Below are 18,670 nucleotides of genomic sequence, written 5' to 3'. Positions count from 1 at the left end.
AGGAACCGAACCATGGTCGACCCACGCATGATGACCGAACCGGTGACGCCGGACTGGACGCGCCAGCCCTCGCCCGCCCGCTGGCTGGCGGGCGAACTGCGCGACCACCTGTGGCCGTGGAGCCGGCAGGGCATGCAGCGGCGCGGCGCATCGCGCCTGGTGCAACTGTTCGGCTTCGCCTTCGCCGTCATCGTCAGCGCCTGCTGGGTACTGGCGGTGCGCGGCGAACTGGGACCGCATGGCGTCATCGCCTGGTGGACCGGCTGGAGCGCCTTCGAGGTTGCGCTGCGCCTGCAGGCCAAGCCCTACGTGAAGGAAGGTCCGTGGTGGGAGCGCCGCTACCGTCGCGCCAGCCCGATGGACATGGTCTGTTATGTCGGCTTCAAGAACCTGCTGCTGGGGGCCGCGCTCTTTTTCGCGCTCAAGTCGCAGGGTTTCCTGGGCGCGGCATGATGACCGACAGGCCTCCTCGGGCCCCTTCGATGCACCGTCGCGCGCAATGCCTGCTGCTGGCGTTCGCCGCGCTGTGCATCGCCGGCACGACGGACGCCGCAACGCTGCGCGTGCGCGCCGGCGAATCGCTGCAGGCCGCCATCGACCGCGCCGGCGCGGGCGACGTGATCGAGGTGGAACGCGCGCGATTCGACGAGAACATCGTCATTTCCCGACCGCTCACCCTGCGCGGCATCGACCGGCCGACCGTGTCGGGCGGGCTGCGCGGCCACACGGTCGTGATCGCCTCTCCTGACGTCACCCTGGAAGGCATGATCGTCAGCCGCTCGGGCAGCAGCCTGCGCGAACAGAACGCCGGCATCTACATCCGGCCGGGCGCCCACCGTGCCGTCGTGCGGCACTGCGACCTGAGCTACAACCTGTTCGGCCTGTGGATCGAACGGGCCAACGACGTGCGCATCGAGCACAACGTGATCACCGGCAAGCGCGACCTGCAGTCGTCGATGCGCGGCAACGGCATCCAGCTCTACAACACCCGGCGCGCCCTCATCACCGGCAACAACATCAGCTTCGTGCGCGACGCGCTCTACATCGACGTGTCGCATGACGCCGTCTTCCGCGGCAACCGGCTGCACCACAGCCGCTACGGCGCGCACTACATGAATGCCTACGACAACCTGTGGGAAGACAACGACAGCTGGATGAATCGTGGCGGCCTCGCGCTGATGGAAGTGCGCCGCATCACCGTGCGCAACAACCGCGCCTGGGCGAATTCCGATCACGGCATCATGCTGCGCACCATCCAGGATTCGCTGATCGAGAACAATGTGGTGGCCGGCAACCAGCGCGGCTTCTTCATCTACGACGCCGAGTACAACACGCTGCGCGGCAACCGCATCATCGACAACGTCGTCGGCGTGCACCTGTGGGCGGGCTCGAAGAACAACGAGGTCGAGCGCAACGATTTCATCGGCAACCAGGAACAGGTGCGCTACATCGGCGCCCGCGATCTGACCTGGGGCGTGCGCGACGGCAATCACTGGAGCAACTACCTGGGCTGGGACCGCGACGGCGACGGCATCGGCGACCTGCCGTACGAGGCGAGCGACCTGGTCGACCGCCTGTCCTGGCGCCATCCCGCCTTCAGGCTGCTGCTGGCCAGCCCGTCCGTGCAGACGCTGCGCATGGTGAGCCGGCAGTTTCCGCTGCTGCGCGCGCCCAGCGTGATCGACCCGCACCCCCGCATGACGCCTCACCACCCCGACTGGAGCACCTGGCATGGACGCCACTTCCCGCACCCGCAGTGACGATGCGGTTGTTCACGCCCGCGGCGTATGCAGGCGCTACGGCCCCGTCGAGGCGGTGCGCGGCGTCGACCTCGACATCCGCCCCGGCGAACTGTTCGGCCTGATCGGCCACAACGGCGCCGGCAAGAGCACGCTGTTCCGCATGATGCTCGGGCTGTTGCGTCCGGACGCCGGGTCGCTGCGCATCGACGGCTGCGAAACCACGGCCCCCGCCTTTCGCGACACCCGGCGGCACATCGGCTATCTGCCCGAGAACGTGGTGCTCTACGACAACCTGAACGCCGAGGAAACGCTGCGTTTCTTCGCCCGGCTCAAGCGGCTGGAACGCCCCGGCATCGGCGATGCGCTCGCCCGGGTCGGTCTGGCGCATGCGGCGCGGCGGCCGGTGCGGGAATTCTCGAAAGGCATGCGCCAGCGCCTGGGTTTCGCCCAGGCCCTGCTCGGCCAGCCGCGCATCCTGTTCCTCGACGAACCGACCAACGGACTCGATCCGGAAGCCATCGCGGGCTTTTACGCCACGCTCGCCCAGCTGCGCGACCAGGGCACCACGGTCGTCCTGACCTCGCACATCCTGGCCGAAATCCAGCAACGCGTAGACCGCCTCGCCATCATGGCGTCGGGCGGCATCCGGGTGTGCGGCAGCGTGCAGGCCCTGCGCGAACAGCTCGACCTGCCACTCGTGTTCCATTTGCGCGTGGCCGCGCAGGACCGCGCCGCGGTGACTGAAGGGCTGACCGGGCTGGCCGGAGTGCAACTGGAAGACACCCCTGCCGGGCTGCGCGCGCGTTGCCCGCGCGCGGGCAAGATGCAGCTGCTGGCGCGGGTAGGCAGCCTGAGCGCACGGATACAGGACCTCACACTCCACGAACCTTCGCTCGAAGACGTGTTCTTCGGCTTCTCGGACTGAATCCCATGCTCGACCCCGCACAGATACTGACCGTCGCCGGCAAGGAATTTCACGACCGCCTGCGCAACCGCTGGGTGCTCGCCGTCGCGCTGGTGTTTACGGTATTCGCCCTGGTCATCGCCTACTTCGGCGCGGCGCAGCAAGGCGCCGTGGGCTTTCGCTCCATCCACCTCACCATCGCCAGCCTGGTCAGCCTGGTGATCTACCTGATACCGCTGATCGCGCTGCTGCTCGGCTTCGACGCCATCGTCGGCGAACGCGAGCGCGGCTCGCTCGACCTGCTTCTGTCGATGCCGATCACCCGCACGGAACTGCTGCTCGGCAAGTACGCCGGCCTGGCTGCGGCGCTGACGGTATCGACCGTCGCCGGTTTCGGAGTGGTCGGCCTGGTGCTGCTGCCCTCGCTCGATGCGGGCGCCACGCTGCGTTTCGCGGGTTTCGTGTTCACCTCGGTGCTGCTCGGCTGCAGCTTCCTCAGCATCGCCCTGATGCTGTCGGTGTTCGCCACCGACCGCACCCGCGCCTCGGGGCTGGCCATCGCCTGCTGGTTCTTCTTCGTGCTGGTGTTCGACCTGCTGCTCCTCGGCGGCCTGGTCGCCACCAGCGGCCGCTGGGGCGGCGACGTGTTCGGCTGGCTTCTGCTTGCCAACCCGACCGATGTCTTCCGCGTGCTCAACATTTTCACGATCGACGAAATGCGCTCGCTGCACGGGCTCGCCTCGGTGTTTCCCGAAGCGCTGGCGCGGCCATGGCTGCTCGTCGCCGTGATGATTTCATGGGTGGTCGTGCCGCTTGCAGTGGCCGCCCGCCGCTTTCGCAACCTCGCCTGAACAGGACACCGACGATGAACCCGATACCCCCCCTGCTTCACCAATCCCGGCATGCCGCCTGCGCAGCGCTGCTCGCCACGCTACTGGCCGCCTGCTCGCCCGGCGGCGAACCGGTCGCCCTCGTGCCGCTGGAAATCGACCGCAGCACCCTCTGCGTGCTTGACGGCATGCTGCTGGCCGACTACCCCGGCCCGAAGGCACAGATCCACTATGCCGATCGCGCCGAGCCCGATTTCTTCTGCGACACGGTCGAACTGATGTCCGTCTATCTGAAGCCCGAACAGGTGCGGCCGATACGCGCGCTGTTTGTGCAGGACATGGGGAAGACCGACTGGGACCACCCGCAGGACAACTGGATTGATGCGCGCGCTGCCTTCTACGTGCATGGCTCCAGCCGTCATGGCTCCATGGGACCGACGCTGGCGTCGTTCGCCCGCGAAGCGGACGCCGTCGCGTTCGCCCGCGAGCACGGCGGCACGGTGCTGGCCTTCGCACAGATCACGGCCGACAAGGTCGTGCTCGACGGCGGCGCACTTCACGACCAGAGGATGTAAGCCATGCCCACCCCGCTCGATCATCTCGAACCGGACGACTCGCTGCGCCTGCAGCAGTTGTCGCGCCTGATGTATGAAACGCGCGAACACCGGCGCGACGTGCTCGCCGCTGCAGGCGCCGGCGACGAAGAGGCCTTGCTGCAGGCCATCCTCGATCGCCGGATGGACGAACACCCGGCCTACGAACATTATCTCGCCGCACGTGTGCTGAACCAGGCGCACGACAGCGCCCGGCAGGAAACGAACGCCCTGCTGCTGCACCTGAATACGCAATGAACATACATATCGAACTGCATGCGGCGCTGGTGGCGACCGAATCGCCGCATTTCAGCGCCCCGCCCCGTCTCACCCAGGACGCGCTCGAACTGTTCCTGGCCGACGGCACGACGATGCAGGTCCGCTACGCGGCACGCGACGCCTATTCCTTCCGCTGGCAGTCGGCCGGGCTGACCGGCGGCATCGACACGGCACCGCTGCATCGCCACCTGTCCTCCTGGCCCAATCACCTGCATCTTGCCGACGGCAGCGCGGTCGCCGACCCGCTGACGCGGATCGACGCCGAGCCGCTGCACAACCTGCTCGCGGTGATCGGGTCGCTTCTTGCCGCCCGGCCCCCGATCCAGCCCCGCTGAAACGGCCCCGCCCGGCGCATCACGCCGCGGCCGCCTTCTGCGCTCCTCGGCAAAACGGGCCCGTCGGCCGCAACATGCCGGCCGACGGACCCGTTTACCCTGTCTTTCGGGGTCCTGCCCGGGGACGAGACTTCTGGCTGCGCCTACTTCGATTTCGTAGTCATGAAGTCCACTGCCGCCTTGACCTCGTCGTCGCTCAACGCAGGGCTGCCGCCGCGCGGCGGCATCATGCCCAACTCACCGGTGAAGCCCTCGATCGCGTGCTTGTACAAGGTGTCGTTGCCCTTGGCGATGCGGGCGGCCCACTGCTCCTTGTTGCCCGGCACCGGCGCGCCGGCCACGCCCGACGCATGGCACATGGCGCACGCTTTCTTGTAGGTGCCTTCTCCCGGCGCTGCCGCCACCGGAGCCGGAGCGGCAGCAGGGGCCGCGGGCGCCGCGGGCGCCGCGGGCGCCGTTGCAACCGGTTTGTCAGCCGGCACCGGCGTAGCGGAATCCTTCCCGCAGCCCGACAGCAATCCGGCCGCCACGGCGATTACAACAAGACTGAATCTGGCAATCATGCGACTCTCCTCATGCAAAATTAATATTGAATACCGTCTACCGCACGACCGATGCAGATCCGGTGGCGACGGACGAATATACCGGCGCACTCCGACCATCGCTTGACACGTGTCAAGCGGACTGAGGTGAGCCGCAGGCGATGCCCAACGTCGTCCTTCAGCCGGAGGTGGGGCGTGATCGACGGGTGCTTGTTGGGCATCGCCGTTGGCTCACCCCAACCTACGGGTGTCCGCGGCGGTTGCGCGGTCGGGTGAATCCGTACGGTCGCAGGTTGGGGTGAGGCGCAGGCGATGCCCAACGTCGTCCTTCAGCCGGAGGTGGGGCGGGTCGTCGGGTGCTTGTTGGGCATTGCCATTGGCTCACCCCAAGCGACGGGGTCGGTGGTGCGGGCGGACAAGTTCAACCGGCGAAGAAGTTCTTCATCTTGTCCATCCACGACTTGGCGCGCGGACTGTGGCTCGCTTCGTCGCTCAGGTTGATGTCGTCGAATTCCTTCAGCAGTTCCTTCTGGCGCGCCGTCAGATTGACCGGCGTTTCGACCACCACGTGGCACATCAGGTCGCCCGGGGTGCTGCTGCGCACGCCCTTGATGCCCTTGCCGCGCAGGCGGAACACCTTGCCGGACTGGGTTTCCGACGGAATCTTGATCTTGGCTGCACCCTCCAGCGTCGGAATCTCGATTTCGCCGCCCAGTGCGGCGGTGGCGAAGCCGATCGGCATTTCGCAGTGCAGGTCGTCGCCCTCGCGCTGGAACACGCTGTGCGGCTTGATGTGGATCTGCACGTACAGGTCGCCGGCCGGGCCACCGCCCTGACCGTGCTCGCCTTCGCCGGCCAGCCGGATGCGGTCGCCTTCGTCGATGCCGGACGGAATCTTCACCTGCAGCGTCTTGCTCGACTTCACGCGGCCGGCGCCATGGCAGGTGCCGCACGGGTCCTTCACCATCTTGCCGGTGCCATGGCATTTCGGGCAGGTCTGCTGGATCGAGAAGAAGCCCTGCTGCATGCGCACTTGCCCCGCGCCATTGCAGGTCGTGCAGGTGACCGGCTTGGTGCCCGGCTTCGCACCGGTGCCGTCGCAGGTCCCGCACTCATCCATGGTCGGAATGCGGATGCGCGTGTCGGTGCCACGAGCGGCTTCCTCGAGCGTGATTTCCAGGTTGTAGCGCAGGTCGGCGCCGCGATAGACGCCGCTGCGCCCGCCGCCGGCCCGGCCGCGTCCGGCGGCATTGCCGAATATTTCCCCGAAAATGTCGCCGAAGGCATCACCGAAACCGGGGCCTGCGCCACCGCCGCCACCGCCCATATTGGGGTCTACGCCGGCGTGGCCGTACTGGTCATAGGCGGCGCGCTTCTGCCCGTCCGACAGGATTTCGTAAGCCTCCTTGGCTTCCTTGAACTTGTCTTCCGCTTCCTTGCTGTCCGGATTGCGGTCCGGGTGGTACTTCATCGCCAGCTTGCGGTAGGACTTCTTGATCTCGTCGTCGGATGCGTCCCGATTGACGCCGAGGATGTCGTAAAAATCGCGTTTTGCCATTCGTTGTCACCACAGATACGCCGGGGCACAGAGGAGCAGGGTGCGACCCTGCGACTCTGTGCCCCGGCGGTCAGGTCGCCATCGGCAACCGGAAGTCGCGCAGCTTACTTCTTGTCGTTGACTTCGGTGTACTCGGCATCGACCACGTCGCCGTCGTCCTTGCCCGAGCCGCCCGGTGCAGCACCGGCAGCACCGGCTTCACCGGCAGCCGCCTGCTGCTGCGCGTACATCGCTTCGCCCAGCTTCTGCGCTGCGGTCGACAATGCGGCGCTCTTGGCCTCGATCGCTTCCTTGTCACCGGAACGGATGGCGTCTTCGGTCTCCTTGATCGCGGCTTCGATCGCATCCTTTTCGCCGGCATCGACCTTGTCGCCGTGCTCGGTCAGCGCCTTGCGCGTCGAATGCACCAGTGCATCGGCCTGGTTGCGGGTGTCGGCCAGCTCGCGCGCCCGGCGGTCATCTTCGGCGTGCAGCTCGGCGTCCTTCACCATCTTCTGGATTTCGTCTTCCGACAGGCCGGAATTCGCCTTGATGGTGATCTTGTTCTCCTTGCCGGTCGCCTTGTCCTTCGCGCCGACGTGCAGGATGCCGTTGGCGTCGATGTCGAAGGTCACCTCGATCTGCGGCAGCCCGCGCGGAGCCGGGGCGATGCCTTCCAGGTTGAACTCGCCCAGCGACTTGTTGCCGGTCGCCATTTCGCGCTCGCCCTGGTAGACCTTGATGGTCACCGCCGGCTGGTTGTCGTCGGCGGTCGAGAAGGTCTGCGAGAACTTGGTCGGCACCGTCGTGTTCTTCTGGATCATCTTGGTCATGACGCCGCCCAGCGTTTCGATGCCCAGCGAAAGCGGGGTCACGTCAAGCAGCAGCACGTCCTTCACGTCGCCCTGCAGCACGCCACCCTGGATCGAAGCACCGACTGCGACGGCTTCGTCCGGATTCACGTCCTTGCGCGGCTCGCGGCCGAAGAATTCCTTCACCCGTTCCTGAACCTTGGGCATGCGGGTCATGCCGCCGACCAGGATGACGTCGTCGATGTCGCTCACCTTGACGCCCGAATCCTTGATCGCGATGCGGCAGGGCTCGATCGAACGTTCGATCAGCTCTTCCACCAGCGACTCGAACTTGGCCCGCGTGATCTTGATCGCCAGATGCTTCGGCCCGTTCGAATCGGCGGTGATGTAGGGCAGGTTGATTTCGGTCTGCGCACCCGACGACAGTTCGATCTTGGCTTTTTCGGCCGCTTCCTTCAGACGCTGCAGCGCGAGGATGTCCTTCTTCAGGTCGACGCCCTGGTCCTTCCTGAACTCGTCGATCACGTAATCGATGATGCGCTGGTCGAAGTCTTCGCCGCCGAGGAAGGTGTCGCCATTGGTGGCCAGCACTTCGAACTGGTGTTCGCCATCGACGTCGGCGATTTCGATGATGGACACGTCGAATGTGCCGCCGCCGAGGTCATACACGGCGATCTTCGAATCACCCGGCTTCTTGTCCATGCCGAAGGCAAGCGCTGCCGCGGTCGGCTCGTTGATGATGCGCTTGACGTCCAGACCGGCGATGCGGCCGGCGTCCTTGGTGGCCTGGCGCTGGCTGTCGTTGAAGTAGGCCGGCACCGTGATGACGGCTTCGGTCACTTCTTCGCCGAGGTAGTCCTCAGCGGTCTTCTTCATCTTGCGCAGCACTTCGGCCGACACCTGCGGCGGCGCGATCTTCTTGCCGCGCACTTCCACCCAGGCGTCGCCGTTGTCGGCCTTGGAAATCTTGTAGGGCATCAGCGCGATGTCCTTCTGCACTTCCTTCTCTTCGAAGCGGCGACCGATCAGGCGCTTGACCGCGAACAGCGTGTTCGCGGCATTGGTGACCGCCTGACGCTTGGCCGAGGCGCCGACCAGGATTTCGCCATCTTCGGTGTACGCCACGATGGACGGCGTGGTGCGTGCGCCTTCCGAGTTCTCGATCACCTTGGGCTTGCCGCCTTCCATGACGGACACGCAGCTATTGGTGGTGCCCAGATCGATGCCGATGATTTTTCCCATGTTCGGGGTCCTCTATATATATAAGTGTGTGTCGGGAGCGAAATGACCGCTTGGCGTCAGATGTGGGCGCATTCGCCCACATTTCAAGGGGTCATTCAGCTGGCCGCCCTGGAAACGATCACGAGGGCGGGGCGCAGCACGCGTTCGTGCAGCAGATACCCTTTCTGCAGCACCTGAACCACATGGTTCGGTTCGCCCGGCGCTTCGATCTGGCTGATTGCCTGATGACGGTGCGGATCGAACTTTTCGCCCAGCGGATCGGTTTCCTCGATGCCGGCGCCGCTGAATGCCTGCTGCAGCTGCTTGAGTGTCAGGTCGACACCGGCGCGCAGCGTGGCCACGTCGGACGAATGGTCGGCGAGCGCGGCTTCGAGGCTGTCCTTCACCGGCACCATGGCGTTGGCGAACTTCTCGGCCCCGAACTTGCCGGCCTTCAGCACATCCTCGGCCGCGCGGCGACGCATGTTTTCGGTTTCGGCCTTGGCGCGCAGCAGGGCATCCTGCAGTTCGGCCACCTTCAGTTCGGCAGCGGCGAGCGCCTGATCGGCGATGGGGGTCTGCGTCTCGGCGGACGCTGCGGCATCGGCCGGCAACTCGTTCGGCAGGTCTTGCGGGGTCTGGTCAGTCATGCAGCGATTTCCTCTGGCTTTCGGACCCGATGCACTTGGGGCCGTCGCCGGGCGATTTCAAGCCCTGCCGATCCGTCCGGTTCTTGCCTGACGTCTGTTGCATCAAGTCGCAGGTCGCGCACAGGTTCGGGCCGGCGCCAGAAGGGCTTTTGTTCGTTTACGGCCGATGCCCTATCATTGCGGCTGTTCATGACGCCTCCATCGCACTGCAAGCATGCTCGATCGCATCGGCAAATACAGGGTTATCAGGGAAATCGGCAAGGGCGCAACGGCCACCGTCTACCTATGCAAGGCCGATGACATCGAAGAGCTGGTCGCCGTGAAACTGGTCGATTTCGGCGACAAGAACCGTGATCAGGGCAAATGGTCGCGCCGCATGCGCAAGCTGTTCCTGACCGAGGCCGCGATCGCTGCCAAACTCAATCACCCGAACATCATCCGCATCTTCGACGCCCAGGTGGAAGAGGGGCGCGCCTATCTGGTGATGGAGTACATCGAGGGCGAAGCACTCGATCACTACTGCGAATTCAACAAGATGCTGCCGCTGCCGCGAGCCGGCAGCATCGAGTTCAAGTGCTGCATGGCGCTCGACTACGCGTTCAAGCAGGGCGTCGTGAACCGGGACATCAAGCCGCCCAACATCCTGATCGGCGCCAACGACCTCGTGAAGGTGACCGATTTCGGGCTGGCGCTGAATGTCGCAAAGGAAAACGACAAGGATTCGACCTTCATCATGGGCGTGGGCTCACCGGCCTACATGAGCCCGGAACAGGTGAAGGGCTATCCGCTGAACCAGAAGACCGATCTGTATTCGCTCGGCGTGGTGCTGTTCCACCTGCTGACCGGACGGCTGCCTTTCCGAGCCAAGCATCCGGCCCAGCTCATCTACAAGATCATCAATGCCGATCCGCCGTCCGCGTCGCAGCTCAATCCGGAAGTGCCGGAGGGCATGGACCGGGTGATCCGCAAGGCGCTCGAAAAGGATCTGTATTCGCGCTACAAGAACGGTGCCGAATTCGCGAAGGATCTGTCTTCGGTGCGCTTCAAGTTGCTCGACGACGCTTACGTGCCGCCGGACACGACCCGTTTCACCATTTTGCGGAAGATGGCCTTCTTCACCGAATTCGACGATGTCGAGGTGTGGGAGGTACTGCGCTTTTCCGGCTGGCGCCAGTTTGCCGAGAACGCCGTGATGATGCGCGAGGGCGACACCGACAACCGGTTCGGCCTCATCGTGTCGGGACAGGCGCAGGTCAGCGTAGGCGGTCGCCTGCTGGCCGAACTGGGCACCGGCGACGTGGTCGGCGAGATGGGCTATCTCGATCCCAAGCATGTCAGCCGGTCGGCCACGGTGATCGCCACGACCCAGATCACCTTCCTGGAAATCAATCCGTCGGCGCTGACGCTCGCGTCGGAGGAATGTCTCGAACACTTCCGCGGCCAGCTGATCAGTACCGTCGTGCAGCGTCTGATCCGCGCCAACGCCGCCCTCGCCGCCCAGGGCGAAGAAGTCATGCTGCCGACAGAGTCCGGTTTCTGCGTCGCCGGCGTCGGGCTTGATCTCGAACTTGCACCTGATCCGCCGCTCCGTCGCTGAACGACGCCGCCTGGCGGTCCGGACACACTTCACGACCTGTCTGTTTCATCGTGAAACGCAGCCGCTCAGGTCGCTAAAGTTTTGATCCTGCAGGCCGAAACTCTCCTCACAGGCACCCGGCCAACCCGGTGCTGATCGGAAGGAGACCGACCTTGAGCCGCAATTCAGTTTATGGCATCAGCCGCGTGGATAACGAAGCCAGCCGGACGCATGGCTGGCTCGTGACCATCCAGCGACGTGGCGTGATACACCGCAAGCACTTCAGCGACGGCGTGTTCGGCGGCAAGCAGAAGGCGTTCACCGCCGCCAAGCAGTTCCGGGACGACATCATTGCAAAGTTTCCGCCGTTTTCGCTGCGCGAGTATTCGAGCATCGTCAAGAAGAACAACCGCTCCGGCGTCGTCGGGGTGTGCCGTTACTGCGCGTCGGAAACGCGCGACATGCCGGAAGAGAAACAGCGCTGGTTCTGGGTGGCGTCATGGCCACTGCCGTCGGGCCGGCGCAAGCGGGTGAAATTCTCGGTCAACAAGTACGGCGAAGAAGGCGCATTCAAGATGGCACTGAAGGCGCGCAAGGATGCTCTGAAGAAGCTCGACGGCCAGTTCGACCCCGGTGCATCGCGCCGCGGTCGCCCGCGTCGGGCCAAGAACGATGAAACGCCGGTGGCCGAAGCACGCGCTGCGTGACAGTCGGTCAGGGCAAGAAAAAGGCGACCCCGGGGTCGCCTTTTTCATTGTCTCCTGCCGGGCATCGCGCCGCTACCTGGGAGAACCGAAAGCCTTCGCGCGTTCGACCTGCAGGGCCAGCTGATCGGCGACCGGGCTCGCTTCGTCCCACCAGTGACCCAGTTCGCGTCGCACGATGCGGCCCAGGGCGTCGATCCAGTCGGCACGCTCGTTCAGGCAGGCAATGTACTGGAAGGTCTTGCCGCCCTTGCCGATGAAGGCTTCACGGTTTTCCACCGCGATCTCCTCCAGCGTTTCGAGGCAGTCGGCGACGAAACCCGGGCAGATCACGTCCACGCTCTGCAGGCCTTCCGCGGCAAGCTTTTCAAGCGTCGGCTGGGTGTAGGGCTCGAGCCAGCGCGCCTTGCCGAAGCGAGACTGGAAGGTGACCAGATACTGATCTTTCGCCAGCCCGAGCGCCTCGGCCAGCAAGCGTCCGGTCTTGTGGCATTCGCAGTGGTAAGGGTCGCCCTGTTCCAGATGGAAGTGCGGCACACCGTGGAAGGACATGACGAGCTTGTCCGCGCGGCCGTTCTTCGCCCAGTGTTCGCGCACGCTGGCCGCGAGAGCACCAATGTAGCCGGCGTCGGCCGCGAAGGCTCGCAGATAGCGCAATTCCGGCAGATTGCGCCAGCGCAGCAGGGTCTGCGCCAGTTCGTCGATCATCGAACCGGTCGTGCTCGATGCCGCCTGCGGATACATCGGCAGCATCAGGATGCGCGTGCAGCCGTCCATCTTCATCTGCTGCAGTACGTCGCCAATGGCCGGACTGCCGTAGCGCATGGCAAAACGCACGTCGATGTCGGGCTGGCCTTCGGCAATCATCCAGCCGCGCAGCAGCTTGGCCTGGCGCTCGGTGTGCACGCGCAGCGGCGAACCTTCGTCGGTCCATACCGAGGCGTATTTTTCGGCTGACTGTTTCGGCCGCACATTCAGGATGATGACGTTCAGGATGAACCACCACACGGCCTTCGGAATTTCGACCACCCGGTCGTCCGACAGGAACTGCTTGAGGTAGCGCCGCAGCGACGGGGCGTCCGGCTTGTCAGGGGTGCCGAGGTTTACCAGCAACACGCCGGTGCGCGCGGGCTGGCCGTGGGTGTAGGTCGGTTCGGCGATGAATCGTGACATGGGCTCGTTGGGGTTGCGGCGCGCACATCCATGGCGCGCCCGGTTCGGGTGAATCGGGTCAGGTCTGGCTGAGCGCGCTCGAAAGCAGCCTGGCGGTGACGTCGACAATCGGAATGACGCGTTCGTACGCCATGCGGGTCGGGCCGATCACGCCGACGCTGCCGACCACCTGGCCCTGTATTTCGTAGGGCGCGGTGACCACGCTGCATTCGTCGAGTGGTGCCAGGCCGGATTCGCCGCCGATGAACAGCTGCACGCCTTCGGCTTGCTGGGACAGATCAAGCAGGCTGGCCAGTTGGGTACGCTGGTCGAACAGCGAAAAAAGCTCGCGCAGACGGGACATGTTCGACGCCAGATCGTCGACCGCCAGCAGATTGCGTTCGCCGGAAATGACGTACTGGCCCTTGTCGCCGGAAAAGGCCTCGTTGCCGGCCTGCAGCGCAGCCGCCATCAGCGACGTCAGATCGCCGTGCAGCTTTTTCAGTTCCGCCTGCAGCCGGCCGCGGATTTCCTCGAAATCGAAACCGACGTAGTTCTGGTTCAGGAAATTGGCCGCGCTGACCAGTTCCGCCGGCGAGAAATTGCGCTCCGTCAGCAGGATGCGGTTCTGCACCTCGCCCTGATCGGTCACGATGATGAGCAGGATGCGTTTGTCGGACAGGCTGAGGAATTCGATCTGGCGGATGCGCACCATCTGGCGGCGCGGTGCCACCACAATGCCGGCGAAATGGGTCAGTTGCGACAGCAGTTGCGAGGCCTGACCGACCAGCACGCGCGGGTCGGCCGGGCGCAGTTCGCCCTTCAATTCGCTGATCTGGCCGGGCTCCAGCGGCTGCACCGACAGCAGGCTGTCGACGAAGAACCGGTAACCGCGCGGCGTCGGAACGCGCCCGGCCGATGTGTGCGGGCTGGTGATGAAGCCCAGTTCTTCGAGATCCGACATCACGTTGCGTATCGTGGCCGGCGAAAGGTCCAGTCCCGAATACTTCGAAAGCGTGCGGGAGCCCACCGGCTGACCGTCGGCGATGTAGCGTTCGACCAGGGTTTTGAGCAGCAGTCTGGAGCGGTCTTCGAGCATGACTTCGCGGTTTGTGTGCGCTTCCGGCTTCAGATTCTAGAACGGTGCCGCGGGTGCGACGGTGTCAGGCCCGGATATTGACACAGGCCGGCCCGCTCTCGTCGGCTTCGCGGTCGATCGCGGCCTTTGTGGTTTAATTCGACGATGGATAAAACCCCACCGTCGTTCGGCTGCGTCGCCCTGATTGGCAAGTACCAGAGCGCGGAAGTGGGCGAATCGATGCGCACGCTCGCGCACTGGCTGCGCGATTCCGGCCGCGAGGTGCTGATCGAGCAGGATTCGGCAGACGCCTTGTCCGGCAATGATTTCGAGCCGGCTGCGTTCGACGGGATCGGCCGTCGCGCCGCGCTGGCGGTGGTCATTGGTGGCGATGGTTCGTTGATCAGCGCGGCCCGCAAGATGGCGCCGCACGATGTGCCGCTGGTCGGCGTCAATCAGGGGCGGCTGGGTTTTCTGACCGACGTCGCCCGTTCCAACATGCTGTCGGCGATGGAAGCCCTGATGGCCGGGCAATTCACCCGTGAGCGCCGAGCGCTGCTGCAGGCGGGCGTATTGCGTGACGGTGAGTCGATGTTTTCGGCGCTGGCGCTGAATGATGTCGTGCTGTCCAAGGGCGACCTCGGCCGCATGATCGAATTCGAAGTCCGGGTGGACGACGAATTCGTATACAGCCAGCGCTCCGACGGGCTGATCATTTCCACGCCGACCGGCTCGACTGCGTACTCGTTGTCGGCCAACGGTCCCATCGTGCATCCGTCGCTCGGAAGCATGCTCATCGTTCCGCTGTGTCCGCATGCGTTGTCGTCGCGGCCGATTGCGTTGAGCGACAGTTCGGTACTCGATGTCCGGCTGTTTCTGCGGCATGACGCGCGCGCCCATTTTGACGGCCAGGAACATTTCAATCTGCAGGGTGGCGACTGCCTGCGCATCGAGCGATCGCCGTATTGCGTGACCCTGATGCATCCTCCGGGCTACAGCTACTTTGCCATGTTGCGCGAGAAGCTCCGCTGGAGCGAAGCGCCAAAAGAGGCCTGAGCTTTTCCCGTTCCGCCCAATTTACATCATCGATCCGAATCCTCACCGCGCTGCATGCTCGAACGCCTTTTCATCCGCGATTTCATCCTTGTTGACCAGCTCGAACTCGACTTTTCGGCCGGCTTCGGTGCGCTGACCGGTGAAACCGGGGCCGGCAAGTCCATCCTCGTCGATGCGCTCGGCCTGCTGCTTGGCGCGCGCGCCGACGCATCGGTCGTACGGCTCGGACGGGAGCGCGCGGAGCTGTCGGCCGAATTCGTGCTCGCACCGGACAGTCCCGCGCGCGACTGGCTGGTTGCGCAGGATTTCGAATGCGACGGCGACCGGGTCATCGTGCGACGGGTGATCGACAGCGGCAGCCGATCGCGTGCATGGATAGGCGGCGCGCCGGCCGGCATCGCACAACTGCGCGAACTCGGCGGCTTGCTGGTCGACATCCATGGCCAGCATGCACATCAGGCCCTGATGCGCGAATCGGCGCAGCGCGAGCTGTTCGACCAGCATGCCGGCCTGCAGGCTGAGGTCACGGAGGTCACGAAGCTTTATCGGGAATGGCAGGCGCGCGAACAGGCGCTGCTGCGTGCCGTGCAGGACAGTGATGCCGCCCTGCGTGAGCGCGAACGCGTGCAGTGGCTGGTCGAGGAGCTCACCGCACTGGCGTTCGAACCCGCCGCCTGGGCGGCGCTGCAGCAGGAACACAGTCGGCTGGCGCATGTCACGCAACTGCTCGAAGGCAGTGCCGAGGCGCTCGCGTCGCTGGAGGACGGTGAGGTCGCGCTGGATGCGCAGCTCGCCCACATCGCTGCCGTGCTCGGCCGCTTGCAGGGGTTCGATGCGGCGCTGGGCGAATGCTGCAGCCTGATTGATTCGGCGTCGGCCCAGGTCGGCGAAGCCGCGCGCGCGCTGCGCGCCTACGTACATCGACTCGATGCGGATCCAGCGGCACTGGCACGTGCCGATGATCGCATCGCTGCCGTGCTCGGCGCCTCCCGCAAGTACCGCTGCGAGCCGGACGAACTGCCGGCGCTTCTGGCCGACAGCCAGCTGCAGCTCGACCGGCTGGCCGCCGACGCGGATCCGGCCCGGCTCGAGCAGGCGCGCGATGCAGCGCGCACCGCCTGCCTGCAGGCCGCGACGCATCTGTCCGGTGCGCGCAAGCCGGTGGCTGAGCGCCTGTCGGCCGAGGTGACCGCGGCCATGGCCGAACTGGCGATGCAGGGAGGTCGCTTCGAAGTTGCGCTCCAGCCACTCGCAGAACCGTCCGCCACCGGACTGGAAGAGATCGAATTCCGCGTTTCTGCCAATCCGGGGCAGCCGCTGGCACCGCTGGCAAAAGTCGCGTCGGGTGGCGAATTGTCACGCATCGGACTGGCGATACAGGTGATCGCCAGCGCACGCAGCGGAACGCCGACGCTGGTGTTCGACGAAGTCGACGTCGGCATCGGCGGCCGGGTGGCCGAGGTGGTGGGGCGCCAGCTGGCGCGGCTGGGCAAGGCGCGTCAGGTGCTGTGCGTCACCCACTTGCCCCAGGTTGCGGCGCGCGCCGACTGGCAATGGTCAATCGCCAAGCGCAGCGACGCCGGTCAGACGGTCAGTGCGGTGAGCGCGCTCGACGCGGCAGCGCGGATCGAGGAAATCGCACGCATGCTTGGCGGTGAAGTCATCACCGATACGACGCGCGCGCACGCGAAGGAAATGCTGGGCGAGCGCCCGGCGAGCTGATCAACCCGGTTCGGATCCGCCCGGATCGCGCTGTGGCTTCTTCTTGTTCGGGCAGGCTTCGGTCGTGCAATTGGCGAAAATCGTCAGTGCGTGGTCATGCATCGCGAAGCCGTGGTCCTTGGCAACCTTGATCTGGCGGCGCTCGATTTCCGCGTCGTAGAACTCTTCCACCTTGCCGCACTGGATGCAGACGAGGTGATCGTGGTGATGCCCTTCGTTCAGTTCGAACATCGCCTTGCCGGATTCGAAGAAATGGCGTTCCAGCAGACCGGCGTGCTCGAACTGGGTGAGCACCCGATAGACAGTGGCCAGACCGATGTCCATGTCTTCCTGCAGCAGCGCCTTGTAGACGTCTTCCGCGCTCATGTGGCGCACATCCGTGCGCTGGAACAGCTCAAGGATTTTCAATCGCGGCAGCGTGGCTTTCAGGCCGATATTCTTCAGGTTGTGCGAGTTCGCGCTCATGGGCAAGGCTGACGGCAGTATCAAGGTCGCTATAATATAGACTTTCGTCTCCCGTCCCGCGTCGTGCCGCGAGCGGGCGGATCTGCCCGAAGCCCTAACCGAGTCCCGTCCAGCGATGTCCTTCGCCCCCGTGGTAGTTGTACGCTACGCCCTTGCCGCCCTGATTCCGGTGCTCGCGGGATGCTCCAATGTGCCTTCGGCGCTCGACGTGACCAATCGTCTGAACCCGTTCCGCATCGATATCCGCCAGGGCAACCTGGTGACGCAGGAAATGGCTTTCCAGCTCAAGCCGGGCATGTCGCGCGACCAGGTGCGTTTCGTGCTCGGCTCGCCGATGCTGGCCGACGTATTCCATCCCGACCGCTGGGACTACCTGTACTACTTCAAGCCGGGCAACAAGCCGCAAGATACCCAGCAGCGCCGCCTCATTGTCTATTTCGAGGATGACAAGCTGGTCAGCCTCGGTGGCGATGTGGTGGGGGCGGAAGAAGCCGAGTTGAACCAGCCCGAAGCGCCGCGTACCCGCACGATAGATCTGGGCGAGGTTGTCGCGCCGAAGTGACGCGACGCAGGGTCATCGCGGCACATTTCACGTCTGAAAGGATTCCATGTCACCGATGCGCATAGCGATCACCGGGGCGTCCGGCCGCATGGGCCGCATGCTGATCGAAGCGACTTCGCGCGATGAAGGCGCCCGGCTGGTCGCTGCCCTTGACCGCCCCGATGCGCCTGCCATCGGTGAAGACGCTGCCGCCTTTCTGGGCCGTCCGGCCGGCGTGCCGATCAGCAGCGATGTCGATGCCGCCCTGACCGGTGCCGACTTCCTGATCGACTTCACCCGTCCGGAAGCCACGCTGGCTCACCTTGACGCCTGTCTGCGCCACAACGTGAAGATGATCATCGGTACGACCGGCTTCACCGACGCGCAGCGCGCCCGGCTGGTCGAGGCCTCGCGCGACATCGCCATCGTGTTCGCGCCGAACATGGCGGTCGGCGTGAATGCCGTGTTCCGGCTGCTCGACGTCGCCGCACGCATCCTGAACAGCGGCTACGACGTGGAAGTGATCGAGGCGCATCACCGCATGAAGGTCGATGCGCCGTCCGGTACAGCGCTGCGCATGGGTGAAGTGGTGGCCGACGCGCTCGGTCGCTCGCTGGCCGACTGCGCCATCTATGGCCGCGAAGGGCATACCGGCGAGCGGCAGGACACGACCATCGGCTTTTCGACGATACGCGGAGGCGACATCGTCGGTGACCACACCGTGCTGTTCGCCGGCCTCGGCGAGCGCATCGAAATCACCCACAAATCGGCCAGCCGCATGCCCTATGCGCTGGGCAGCCTGCGCGCCGCGCGCTGGCTGGCCAGCCGGGAGACCGGTCTGTACGACATGCAGGACGTGCTGGGCCTGCGCTGAGTGGTGGGTACAGGGCCGCGCGCGCTCCGGTTCTTCAGCCCGCCGTTGTACGGTCGT

Annotated in this window: 20 protein-coding genes; 13 read left to right on the top strand and 7 right to left on the bottom strand. The window is 65.0% G+C overall.

Annotated features, from left to right (window positions below; all coding sequences use genetic code 11):
• The first annotated feature begins 12 nt into the window (after positions 1 to 12).
• From Q8Q80_RS07835 to Q8Q80_RS07805, 7 genes are read left to right on the top strand one after another with little or no spacing between them, the layout of a single operon-like run.
• On the top strand, positions 13 to 453 hold the full coding sequence (locus tag Q8Q80_RS07835; RefSeq protein ID WP_305632369.1) for a transcription regulator: 441 nt from the start codon (positions 13 to 15) through the stop codon (positions 451 to 453).
• A gap of 29 nt (positions 454 to 482) precedes the next feature.
• On the top strand, positions 483 to 1,760 hold the full coding sequence (locus tag Q8Q80_RS07830) for a nitrous oxide reductase family maturation protein NosD (protein WP_305632368.1): 1,278 nt from the start codon (positions 483 to 485) through the stop codon (positions 1,758 to 1,760).
• Complete coding sequence (locus Q8Q80_RS07825; RefSeq protein WP_305632367.1) at positions 1,732 to 2,667, top strand: ABC transporter ATP-binding protein; 936 nt, start codon at positions 1,732 to 1,734, stop codon at positions 2,665 to 2,667. The genes Q8Q80_RS07830 and Q8Q80_RS07825 overlap by 29 nt, the downstream gene beginning before the upstream one ends.
• Positions 2,668 to 2,672: 5 nt before the next feature.
• Entirely contained in the window at positions 2,673 to 3,497 is an 825-nt protein-coding gene (locus Q8Q80_RS07820; protein ID WP_305632366.1) for an ABC transporter permease, read from the top strand.
• A 14-nt stretch (positions 3,498 to 3,511) separates the two neighbouring features.
• Positions 3,512 to 4,051: a nitrous oxide reductase accessory protein NosL gene (locus tag Q8Q80_RS07815; RefSeq protein ID WP_305632365.1), complete on the top strand. Its 540-nt coding sequence runs from the start codon at positions 3,512 to 3,514 to the stop codon at positions 4,049 to 4,051.
• Positions 4,052 to 4,054: 3 nt separating this feature from the next.
• On the top strand, positions 4,055 to 4,327 hold the full coding sequence (locus tag Q8Q80_RS07810) for a hypothetical protein (RefSeq protein WP_305632364.1): 273 nt from the start codon (positions 4,055 to 4,057) through the stop codon (positions 4,325 to 4,327).
• A complete protein-coding gene (locus Q8Q80_RS07805) occupies positions 4,324 to 4,683 on the top strand; it encodes a hypothetical protein (RefSeq protein WP_305632363.1) in 360 nt (119 codons plus the stop codon). Before Q8Q80_RS07810 ends, Q8Q80_RS07805 begins: the two co-directional genes overlap by 4 nt.
• A gap of 143 nt (positions 4,684 to 4,826) precedes the next feature.
• On the opposite strand, the gene Q8Q80_RS07800 is transcribed toward Q8Q80_RS07805, so the two are convergent.
• From Q8Q80_RS07800 to grpE, 4 genes are all read right to left on the bottom strand, one after another.
• A complete protein-coding gene (locus Q8Q80_RS07800; RefSeq protein ID WP_305632362.1) occupies positions 4,827 to 5,246 on the bottom strand; it encodes a cytochrome c5 family protein in 420 nt (139 codons plus the stop codon).
• 400 nt (positions 5,247 to 5,646) lie between these two features.
• Positions 5,647 to 6,783 carry a molecular chaperone DnaJ gene (gene dnaJ, locus Q8Q80_RS07795; protein ID WP_305632361.1) on the bottom strand — a complete coding sequence of 379 codons (1,137 nt, stop codon included), beginning with the start codon at positions 6,781 to 6,783 and terminating at the stop codon, positions 5,647 to 5,649.
• 104 nt (positions 6,784 to 6,887) lie between these two features.
• Entirely contained in the window at positions 6,888 to 8,816 is a 1,929-nt protein-coding gene (dnaK, locus tag Q8Q80_RS07790) for a molecular chaperone DnaK (RefSeq protein ID WP_305632360.1), read from the bottom strand.
• Between the two features lie 95 nt (positions 8,817 to 8,911).
• Positions 8,912 to 9,445: a nucleotide exchange factor GrpE gene (gene grpE / locus Q8Q80_RS07785; protein ID WP_305632359.1), complete on the bottom strand. Its 534-nt coding sequence runs from the start codon at positions 9,443 to 9,445 to the stop codon at positions 8,912 to 8,914.
• Between the two features lie 214 nt (positions 9,446 to 9,659).
• On the opposite strand from grpE, the gene Q8Q80_RS07780 reads away from it, so the two are divergent.
• Positions 9,660 to 11,042 carry a serine/threonine-protein kinase gene (locus tag Q8Q80_RS07780; protein ID WP_305632358.1) on the top strand — a complete coding sequence of 461 codons (1,383 nt, stop codon included), beginning with the start codon at positions 9,660 to 9,662 and terminating at the stop codon, positions 11,040 to 11,042.
• A gap of 152 nt (positions 11,043 to 11,194) precedes the next feature.
• The gene (locus Q8Q80_RS07775; protein ID WP_190295032.1) at positions 11,195 to 11,728 is read left to right on the top strand and encodes an AP2 domain-containing protein; all 534 of its coding nucleotides are present in this window, start codon (positions 11,195 to 11,197) and stop codon (positions 11,726 to 11,728) included.
• Between the two features lie 72 nt (positions 11,729 to 11,800).
• Here Q8Q80_RS07775 and hemH read toward each other — a convergent pair whose 3' ends face one another.
• Together hemH and hrcA are read right to left on the bottom strand one after the other, a co-directional pair.
• Positions 11,801 to 12,898: a ferrochelatase gene (gene hemH / locus Q8Q80_RS07770; protein ID WP_305632357.1), complete on the bottom strand. Its 1,098-nt coding sequence runs from the start codon at positions 12,896 to 12,898 to the stop codon at positions 11,801 to 11,803.
• A gap of 58 nt (positions 12,899 to 12,956) precedes the next feature.
• Positions 12,957 to 13,976, bottom strand: coding sequence for a heat-inducible transcriptional repressor HrcA (gene hrcA / locus Q8Q80_RS07765; RefSeq protein WP_305632356.1), 1,020 nt, complete (start codon positions 13,974 to 13,976; stop codon positions 12,957 to 12,959).
• Positions 13,977 to 14,120: 144 nt separating this feature from the next.
• Between hrcA and Q8Q80_RS07760 the strand changes: the two genes are divergently transcribed.
• Entirely contained in the window at positions 14,121 to 15,011 is an 891-nt protein-coding gene (locus tag Q8Q80_RS07760) for an NAD kinase (protein WP_305632355.1), read from the top strand.
• Between the two features lie 54 nt (positions 15,012 to 15,065).
• Complete coding sequence (gene recN / locus Q8Q80_RS07755) at positions 15,066 to 16,733, top strand: DNA repair protein RecN (RefSeq protein WP_305632354.1); 1,668 nt, start codon at positions 15,066 to 15,068, stop codon at positions 16,731 to 16,733.
• Here the strand turns inward: recN and fur are convergent, their stop codons facing one another.
• A complete protein-coding gene (gene fur / locus Q8Q80_RS07750; RefSeq protein ID WP_305632353.1) occupies positions 16,734 to 17,198 on the bottom strand; it encodes a ferric iron uptake transcriptional regulator in 465 nt (154 codons plus the stop codon).
• Positions 17,199 to 17,313: 115 nt separating this feature from the next.
• On the opposite strand from fur, the gene Q8Q80_RS07745 reads away from it, so the two are divergent.
• Both Q8Q80_RS07745 and dapB read left to right on the top strand, forming a co-directional pair.
• Positions 17,314 to 17,760 carry an outer membrane protein assembly factor BamE gene (locus Q8Q80_RS07745; protein WP_305632352.1) on the top strand — a complete coding sequence of 149 codons (447 nt, stop codon included), beginning with the start codon at positions 17,314 to 17,316 and terminating at the stop codon, positions 17,758 to 17,760.
• A gap of 55 nt (positions 17,761 to 17,815) precedes the next feature.
• Positions 17,816 to 18,613: a 4-hydroxy-tetrahydrodipicolinate reductase gene (gene dapB / locus Q8Q80_RS07740; protein WP_305632351.1), complete on the top strand. Its 798-nt coding sequence runs from the start codon at positions 17,816 to 17,818 to the stop codon at positions 18,611 to 18,613.
• Positions 18,614 to 18,670: the final 57 nt, after the last annotated feature.

It is taken from the genome of Methyloversatilis sp. (assembly GCF_030698125.1).
Taxonomy (GTDB): domain Bacteria; phylum Pseudomonadota; class Gammaproteobacteria; order Burkholderiales; family Rhodocyclaceae; genus Methyloversatilis.
The sequence above is the reverse complement of the archived record's forward strand: the minus strand, read 5'-3'. Positions and strand labels throughout refer to the sequence as shown.

Coding starts and splice junctions, on each gene's coding strand:
- Q8Q80_RS07760 (WP_305632355.1), top strand. CDS start 14,121: ATGGATAAAACCCCACCGTCGTTCGGCTGCGTCGCCCTGATTGGCAAG.
- fur (WP_305632353.1), bottom strand. CDS start 17,198: ATGAGCGCGAACTCGCACAACCTGAAGAATATCGGCCTGAAAGCCACG.
- Q8Q80_RS07815 (WP_305632365.1), top strand. CDS start 3,512: ATGAACCCGATACCCCCCCTGCTTCACCAATCCCGGCATGCCGCCTGC.
- Q8Q80_RS07805 (WP_305632363.1), top strand. CDS start 4,324: ATGAACATACATATCGAACTGCATGCGGCGCTGGTGGCGACCGAATCG.
- Q8Q80_RS07835 (WP_305632369.1), top strand. CDS start 13: ATGGTCGACCCACGCATGATGACCGAACCGGTGACGCCGGACTGGACG.
- hemH (WP_305632357.1), bottom strand. CDS start 12,898: ATGTCACGATTCATCGCCGAACCGACCTACACCCACGGCCAGCCCGCG.
- dnaJ (WP_305632361.1), bottom strand. CDS start 6,783: ATGGCAAAACGCGATTTTTACGACATCCTCGGCGTCAATCGGGACGCA.
- Q8Q80_RS07830 (WP_305632368.1), top strand. CDS start 483: ATGCACCGTCGCGCGCAATGCCTGCTGCTGGCGTTCGCCGCGCTGTGC.
- Q8Q80_RS07745 (WP_305632352.1), top strand. CDS start 17,314: ATGTCCTTCGCCCCCGTGGTAGTTGTACGCTACGCCCTTGCCGCCCTG.
- dapB (WP_305632351.1), top strand. CDS start 17,816: ATGCGCATAGCGATCACCGGGGCGTCCGGCCGCATGGGCCGCATGCTG.
- Q8Q80_RS07780 (WP_305632358.1), top strand. CDS start 9,660: ATGCTCGATCGCATCGGCAAATACAGGGTTATCAGGGAAATCGGCAAG.
- Q8Q80_RS07800 (WP_305632362.1), bottom strand. CDS start 5,246: ATGATTGCCAGATTCAGTCTTGTTGTAATCGCCGTGGCGGCCGGATTG.
- recN (WP_305632354.1), top strand. CDS start 15,066: ATGCTCGAACGCCTTTTCATCCGCGATTTCATCCTTGTTGACCAGCTC.
- grpE (WP_305632359.1), bottom strand. CDS start 9,445: ATGACTGACCAGACCCCGCAAGACCTGCCGAACGAGTTGCCGGCCGAT.
- dnaK (WP_305632360.1), bottom strand. CDS start 8,816: ATGGGAAAAATCATCGGCATCGATCTGGGCACCACCAATAGCTGCGTG.
- Q8Q80_RS07825 (WP_305632367.1), top strand. CDS start 1,732: ATGGACGCCACTTCCCGCACCCGCAGTGACGATGCGGTTGTTCACGCC.
- Q8Q80_RS07810 (WP_305632364.1), top strand. CDS start 4,055: ATGCCCACCCCGCTCGATCATCTCGAACCGGACGACTCGCTGCGCCTG.
- Q8Q80_RS07820 (WP_305632366.1), top strand. CDS start 2,673: ATGCTCGACCCCGCACAGATACTGACCGTCGCCGGCAAGGAATTTCAC.
- hrcA (WP_305632356.1), bottom strand. CDS start 13,976: ATGCTCGAAGACCGCTCCAGACTGCTGCTCAAAACCCTGGTCGAACGC.